The following is a 7,905-nucleotide window of genomic DNA, read 5'->3' as shown; positions in this document are numbered from 1 at the left end:
GTTAAACTACAAAACTCCACGGGAACTATTCACTAGTTTCTGTGGAGTTTAGAAATGTACTTTTCTGGTACTGATATATTTCGTATTTATTTTTGGACAAGTGGCTAACTTGTTCTTGTAATTTTCGAATTTAATTTTTTTAAAAAAAGGGGAAAAATAAAATATAATAAATTGCATATGTCGCATCTTTAGCAATAGCCTTACTAGACTTTATAATTAGAATAGTAAGTTACTTACTAATGGTGTTTTGGGCCTAAGTTCAGATACAAAGTACATATCGAAAGATGCTGTGAAATAATGAATAAAAATTTGTTTTTCTAAGTTTCAATTAATTAAAAAATCTCAATTCGTACAATTATTTTGTATGAATTGGGATTTTTGTTTTTGAGGAAAATAAAAAGCAGGGCTTAGACTGCACTTAAATGTCATAAGAACCCTTTTTGAGTTTCGTTATTTTTCCAACGGTATGCTCTAGAAAATTATTGGAATATGTAATAATACACAATTTATATACTTTCGGAGAGCTTGAATAGTCGTATCTATCATAGTTATGATTTTTTGAATGTATTATTTATTCCTTAATAAAAATAATTATACTTAACAATTGAACTTGGACTTCTTACCATCTATAATCGAGGCGGTAATTGTTTAATATTATATGAAGGTAAGGGGATATTATGCAGTTTCAAAGGTTTGGATTGAAAAAGAAATTGATTATTGCTTCTGGTATATCAATAATTAGTGGATTAGGATTTTTATTATCACCATCCAATATAGTTAAAGCACAAGGAATATCAACAGATCAAGTTCAAAATGTTCAAGATGGTGATTCAAATAATGTTGCAAATTCAAAAAATGGAACAGAAGAACCAAGTAATATTATTGCAAGTGGGGATTATGGTACCGGAGAAACTGAAGATACACAGTGGTATATAACAAAAAATGATAGTACATTACACTTAGAGGAAGGTACAATTTCAAATAATGATAATAAAACTAAGACCTCACCATGGGCTAAATATTCGTCGAATATTAAAGTTATTTCATTTGATGGAATTGTTAAAATGCCCAAATATGCTAATTACCTTTTTGCAAATTTGACCAATTTAACTGATTTTAAAAATTGGGATAAGATTGATGCGACAAATCTTAGTTATTGGACAGGTACATTTAGTGGCGATACTTCATTAACAAGTATAGATTTGCCTGATTTAAAGGGAATGACTACAAGAGGGTTTTTGGATTTGTCACATATGTTTGAAAATGATCCGTCATTAAAATCGATTGATTTATCTCAGTGGGATTTAAATAATGCGATGACTTTGGAAAAAATGTTTGCTAATGATATAGGGTTGGAAAGTGTTAATGTTAATTTTGTTGTTGATGATCCGTACAGCAACTTAGCATCTTTAAAAAATGTAAAAAATATGTTTGAAAATGATTCAGCTCTGAAGACAATTGATTTATCTAGCTGGGGATTATATACAGCGGGTAAAGTAACGGATACCTCGACAATGTTTGTAGGTACTCATTTACAGTCAATTAAGTTAAGTACATTAAATCAATTTACTAAAAATACTGTTTTACCAGCTAAAAATGTTAAACGCTGGGTCAATATTGGAAATGGTACTGCCAAAGATCCTCAAGGTAATAAGTCTTTTTCTACTGCTAGTATCTCTGATTATTACGATAATTCAAGAGTAATTCGTTATCCATATTCCAAAGAAGAAAAAGATAAGTATTTTGTTGATACTTTTGTACCAGATCCTAAGAGAACTGCAAATTTGGTTATTCAATCAAACTTAGGACCACAGACAGTTACTGATGTATCTGGTAATATTGGGGATGTTTTAAATATAAAGGTACCTATCAAATCTGGTTATACTGCTGATAAAGAAACTGTTGAAGCAGTTGTAAATGAAAATGGTACAATCACAACGGATGAATCGGTAAAATATTCCAAACAAATTGATAAAAATGTTATTTCGGATGTTTCAATTAAATCTAACCTTGGAAATAAAGTTGTTAAAAACGTTAAAGGAGCTATTGGTCAAATTGTTGAAGTAAAAGTGCCCGATGTATCTGGCTATACTCACGTTAAAAAAACAGTTAAGGCCAAAGTTAATGCTAATGGAACAATTACTACAGAAGAAAAAGTGATTTACAAAAAAATTAAGAATATAAATATTCCAACTACACACGAATCCAATAATGATAAAGCTCCTCAATTTAATTTGAGTACTGAAAATAATTTGTTGGCTACATTTAGTGATCAACCACCAGTATCTCTTTATTCATTCAATTCCAACAATAAGATGATACAAGTAACCAATCGGGCTTTAAATAAAAATACTGATTGGTATAGTGATAAAAAACTAAAGATTGGTAATAATACTTACTATCGGATTGCTACTAATGAATGGGTTAAAGCTAATAAAGTATATATTTATAAAGATAATTTCATCAATATTGAAACAATTCACGGTACAAATAAGACATTGTTAAAAGCAGAAGGGACTAAAAGTAATCGAGGATTAGCTCCATTGACAGATTGGTACAGCGATAGAACAACAGTAATAAATGGAAAATTATATTATCGAGTGGCTACTAATGAGTTTGTCATTTCATCAGATGTTCAAAAATTAAACTAATATAAAATATAAAAAAGACCAGTTCTTATTCATTTCAGAATAAGGATTGGTCTTTTTGGATAGTCTTAGTTTGTTTCAACTGGATGTTTGTCAGTCAATGCTTTTGTACGTGCATCCAAATTCTTTAATTCATCAGGGTTATCGTGATATTTGATAGCATCAACGATAATTTGAGCTACTTCTTTACAATCTTCTTCGTCAAATCCTCTTGAAGTGATGGCAGGTGATCCTAAACGCAAGCCAGATGTGAACTTAGGTGGCAAGGGGTCATTTGGAATAGATTCCTTATTAGTTGTGATATGGATTGAATCAAGTAAGTCTTGAACTTCCATACCGTTCATGCCACTTTCAGTTAAGACAACGTTAAGCAAGTGATTGTCAGTACCACCAGTTAAAACTGATAGATTGTCAGAATCATTGATTACTTTTGCCATTGCGGCAGCATTTTTTACAACTTGTTCCATATAAGTCTTGAATTCTGGTTGGAGGTCTTCACCAAAAGCAACGGCTTTACCAGCAATAACGTGTTCCAAAGGACCACCTTGTGTTCCTGGGAAGACAGCAGAATTAAGTTTCTTACCAAGTTCTTCGTTAGCTAGGATCATTCCACCACGTGGACCACGAAGAGTTTTATGTGTAGTTGTTGTAACGATGTCAGCTACGCCAACTGGAGTAGGGTGCAAGCCAACGGCAACAAGTCCCGCAATGTGAGCCATGTCGACCATCAAGTAAGCACCAACTTCATCAGCAATTTCACGGAATTTTTTGAAGTCAATGATACGACTGTATGCTGAAGCACCAGCGACAATTAGTTTTGGTTTTACTTCTTCAGCAATTTTTAAAACGTCATCGTAGTCAATTAAACCTTGCGCATTAACTCCGTATGAGTGAAACTTGTAAACTTTACCAGAGAAATTAACTTTTGAACCGTGAGTTAAGTGACCACCAGCATTTAAGCTCATTCCAAGCACGGAATCACCAGGCTTTAAAACGGCTTGATAAGCGGCAGCATTGGCTTGTGAACCTGAGTGGGGTTGGACGTTAACGTATTCGGCATTGAAAAGCTTTTTAGCACGATCAATTGCAATTTGTTCGATTTGGTCAATATATTCGCAACCACCATAGTAACGACGACCAGGATAACCTTCGGCATATTTATTAGTTAGAACTGAACCTTGAGCTTTTCTAACGTTGTCGGAAACAATATTTTCAGAAGCAATCAACTCAATATTTCTATTTTGTCGGTCTTCTTCCTTTTTAATTAGATCAAAAATTTCTTTATCACCTGTACTATATTGCACTACGACCATCTCCTAATAATTATTATTAACTACACTGGTACCATCGCTGTAATTAATCTTAACACCTTTTTCAATGTTAAAAATATACACGTTGAAGGAAACTTGTTTGTCTGGTTGACCTGAAGAATTCATTGATTCAGCCATCATTTGAACGCCGCGAGCAACTAATTCGTCGCCACGATAAATTGGCTTAACACGATACCTGATATAATTATTTGGATTTTGTTTCAAATAATAAGCAATATCATTTTCGTGTTTGAGCATCTCCGGTGAATTTAGAGAACGAGTTCCAGTCATCAAATTTTTAGGATTATTATTTTGTCCTGTTAATTGATAACCAATCAAGTGCGAGCGATTATAAAGCCAGCCACCTTTGATTCGCTTGTTGTGCCAACCTGTCGGATTAACGTACAAGCTTTCACGCTTAGCAGTAGGCATCAGGCTTTTGTTTAATAATGCATCAGCTTCAATAGCTCGGTTCAAATTATCTAAGTCGCTAAATTTTTGCCAAGCACCGTTTGAAGTGGTTAGTTCGGATTTTGTGAAGGTAGGGGTATTATTATTGACCTCAATTTCTTGACTGCTTTGGTAATTCAAGTTCGCTAAATCTGTGTTGGAACTAGTGGTCGTTTCAGTTTGATTAGATTGATTGCTTTGGTTTGGAGGATTACCTTGAAATGATTCATAAATACCTGAACCACCGGCAATGACCAAGACAATTCCTAATGAAACTAGTCGTCGATGAATGCGACGCTTCGGTTTGACCATGAAAGTAGTAAATAAAATAATTGCGCCCAATAAAACGAGCAATAACATATACATAATTCTTTTTCCCTCACTACGAAGATTTATTAAATCTTCAAATATGATTTTATCATAACTTTTCAGAAATGTTGAACAATATTTACAATAATAAAAAATTCGTTCGGAAACTACAAAATCTGAAGTATGATTCTTAAATTAACTATAAAAATCTCGACCAATTAAATTGAATCAGCCGAGATTATTTTAAATAAAAACATTATATTCTTATTATTGAAAAGACTTCTTTAAAGCTGCTATTCGTTTATCCAATGGTGGGTGAGTATCGAATAATCCTGAAAAGTGTTTTTTCTTTGTAGGATCATCAATATAAAGGGATGCACTAGCATCGTCTACTTTTTGCATTGGCTTAGTACTCTGCTTTAATTTCTCTAAAGCATTGATCAATCCCTGGGGATTACGAGTAAGTTCAGCACCAGATACATCTGCAAGATATTCTCGATTTCTTGAAATAGCCATTTGAACGAGACTGGCAATTAGTGGTCCAATGATAATAAAAATTAAACCTACTAACCATAATACGAGTCTGATGATTCCAGAATTGTTATTATCGCGGTCATCGTCATTCATCGGAATCCAAAATCGATAGGCGTTGCCAATAATTGAACAAATGAGGATGATGGCTGAAGATAATGCAACTGAAATTGTGGAAACTCTGATGTCGTAATTTCTTACGTGAGAGATTTCATGGGCTAAGACGCCTTCAAGTTCTTCACGATTCATCATTTCATATAATCCAGAAGTAACAGCTACAGCTGAATGCTTTGGGTCTCGTCCAGTTGCAAAGGCGTTAGGACTTGGGTCATTGATAATATAAATATCTGGCAAAGGAATATTTGCGACCATTGAAAGATCTTCAACAATATGGAAAAGATCAGGTGCATCCTTTGCAGAATCTAATTTTTTGGCGCCATTCATCTGCATAACGATGCTGGTGGATTGAAAATAAGTAATTAGGGTATAGACAATCGCGATGACTAAGGCAATAATAATTCCTGAGTAAATATTACCTGCAAAATACTCACCGATAAAACTTCCTAAGGCAACTAGTAGCAAAAAGAAGACGAAGAATATCAGATAGGTCTTTCTTTTATTACGATCAATTTGTTCGTAGATCATAGTCTACCTCGATTAAAACTTAACTTTTGGAGCTTCTTTTTCAACGTCAGGAATTTCAAGGAACTGCATTTCTGTAAATCCGTGAATTTTAGCAATCATGTTACGTGGGAAAGTTTGAATTGCCGTATCGTATGCTTGTACTTGGCTATTATAAGCTTGACGAGCATATGAAACTTTATTTTCAGTATTCGTTAATTCTTCCATAAGCTGGGAGAATTCTTGATTAGCTTTTAAGTCTGGATAGTTTTCTGCAAGTGCAAAGACTTGTCTTAAAGCACCTGTTAAGGCACTATCAGCTTTTACTTTATCTTGTAAAGAACTTGCATTAGTTACGTTATTTCTTAATTCAACAACGTTAGATAATGTTTCTCTTTCATGCTTGGCGTAACCTTTAACTGTTTCGACAAGGTTAGGAATCAAGTCTGTCCGACGTTTTAATTGAACGTCGATTTGTGAGCTAAATTCGCGAGCACGATTGCGGTATTTAACAAGATTGTTATACATACCAGCATAAGCAATAACAAGTATTACGATTATTGCATTTATTATTAGTGTTGTCATTTAAATCTCCTCTATTCTTAATTATTTCCATTTTACCATATGGCTCATCAGTGAGTATTAAATGAAACTATCCAGAATGTCAACTATCGATAAAATCGAGTTAAATTATTATTACTCTGTTAAAAAATAAATTATAATCAGTGAATAAGGAAGGTCATTTATTCACAGGTTTCCCCAGGTGAATATTATGAAGAAAATCATTTTATCTATTTTTATGCTCTTTGCGCTCTTTTCCAATTTTACGTCACCAACTGTTTTGGCAAGCAGTGAAATCGACACCTCAGTTAATGATGAATTTGGAAAAAAAGTGGACCAACTGTTGGATCAAAAGGGCTTTTCAGGCAGCATCTTAGTTATTAGAGATGGCAAACCAATTTATCGCACTAGTCGTGGCTATGCTGACAATGCTAATAATCTCGATAATAAAAAGAATACAGCCTATGAAATCGATTCGGTCCAAAAATCGATGACAGCAGCTCTAGTTATGAAAGAAGTCCAAAAGGGCAAATTGACTTTAAAAACTAAATTATCTCGCTTTTATCCACAAGTTCCTGGTAGCGACCGGATTACGATTAGACAGATGTTAGATATGACATCAGGTCTTTCATTGAAGGGTAATATCGGACCAAGCTCAGTTTTGTCAGACTCAGGAATAATTGCTGCTGATATGAAAAATATTAAATTTTCGAATTTGCTTTATAATAAGTGGAATTATCAAGCGATAAATTATAATTTGCTCAGTGGTATTTTGGAACAATTAACGGGTAAGTCATATCGGAAACTCTTTATTGATAATTACGTAAAGAAATTGCATTTAAAGAAAACCATTTTTGCTTACAACGATTCTTCAAACATTCAAAAAGCCTTAGGGTATAATAATTCTGATCCGCTCAATGCAACATTGAATTATAAACAACCAATGGTTACGCCACGTTCATTTGAATATGATGAACTTGGAACTGGACAAGTTTATATGAGTACACATGATCTATTTAAAGTAGAACATTATATTATGTCAGGTCCCATGTTGACAAAAGCTTCACGTCAGACACTATTTAAGTCAGGAAGCATCAGTACTTATGGTGGCGGTTTGTACCATGCGAAGAATGATAATTTTGCTAATGGCTGGGGATACGGATTTCAAACAGTCATGCATATTTCAGATAATGGGCAAAATGCTGTAGTCGTTTTAGAAAATTATCAACGTCTTGCAGCAGATGTAAAACCAATTGCCAAACAGATTTACGGAATGGCCAATCAATAAATCATAGAAGAATTCATTTAAGTGTAGTAATTGATGAATAATTACTGTATGATAAGGAATGCAGGTAGCCTACCTGTGATTTAAAAATGACTGCTTTATACATTCCAAAGATTTACTGTAAAGTGGCCTAAAGACCTACATCACGGATTGATGTAGGTCTTTTTCTATGTCTAAAAGGTTAAGTTGT

Annotated in this window: 6 protein-coding genes; 2 read left to right on the top strand and 4 right to left on the bottom strand. The window is 33.6% G+C overall.

Annotation, left to right across the window (positions count from 1 at the left end; genetic code table 11):
* Positions 1–677 precede the first annotated feature (677 nt).
* Complete coding sequence (locus tag FHL06_RS01310) at positions 678–2,651, top strand: BspA family leucine-rich repeat surface protein (RefSeq protein ID WP_153384436.1); 1,974 nt, start codon at positions 678–680, stop codon at positions 2,649–2,651.
* 65 nt (positions 2,652–2,716) lie between these two features.
* On the opposite strand, the gene glyA is transcribed toward FHL06_RS01310, so the two are convergent.
* The 4 genes from glyA to FHL06_RS01290 form a co-directional block, all read right to left on the bottom strand.
* A complete protein-coding gene (glyA, locus tag FHL06_RS01305; protein WP_153384435.1) occupies positions 2,717–3,961 on the bottom strand; it encodes a serine hydroxymethyltransferase in 1,245 nt (414 codons plus the stop codon).
* Positions 3,962–3,964: 3 nt separating this feature from the next.
* Positions 3,965–4,774: a DNA/RNA non-specific endonuclease gene (locus tag FHL06_RS01300; RefSeq protein WP_153384434.1), complete on the bottom strand. Its 810-nt coding sequence runs from the start codon at positions 4,772–4,774 to the stop codon at positions 3,965–3,967.
* Positions 4,775–4,984: 210 nt separating this feature from the next.
* Positions 4,985–5,893 carry a zinc metalloprotease HtpX gene (htpX, locus tag FHL06_RS01295; protein ID WP_153384433.1) on the bottom strand — a complete coding sequence of 303 codons (909 nt, stop codon included), beginning with the start codon at positions 5,891–5,893 and terminating at the stop codon, positions 4,985–4,987.
* 12 nt (positions 5,894–5,905) lie between these two features.
* Positions 5,906–6,454 (bottom strand): LemA family protein, encoded by a 549-nt coding sequence (locus tag FHL06_RS01290; RefSeq protein WP_153384432.1) that lies wholly within the window; start codon positions 6,452–6,454, stop codon positions 5,906–5,908.
* Positions 6,455–6,641: 187 nt separating this feature from the next.
* On the opposite strand from FHL06_RS01290, the gene FHL06_RS01285 reads away from it, so the two are divergent.
* Positions 6,642–7,718 carry a serine hydrolase domain-containing protein gene (locus tag FHL06_RS01285; RefSeq protein WP_153384431.1) on the top strand — a complete coding sequence of 359 codons (1,077 nt, stop codon included), beginning with the start codon at positions 6,642–6,644 and terminating at the stop codon, positions 7,716–7,718.
* Positions 7,719–7,905: the final 187 nt, after the last annotated feature.

It is taken from the genome of Companilactobacillus halodurans (genome assembly GCF_009600985.1).
In the GTDB taxonomy this organism is placed as follows: domain Bacteria; phylum Bacillota; class Bacilli; order Lactobacillales; family Lactobacillaceae; genus Companilactobacillus; species Companilactobacillus halodurans.
This window is presented reverse-complemented; position numbering and strand designations above follow the sequence as displayed.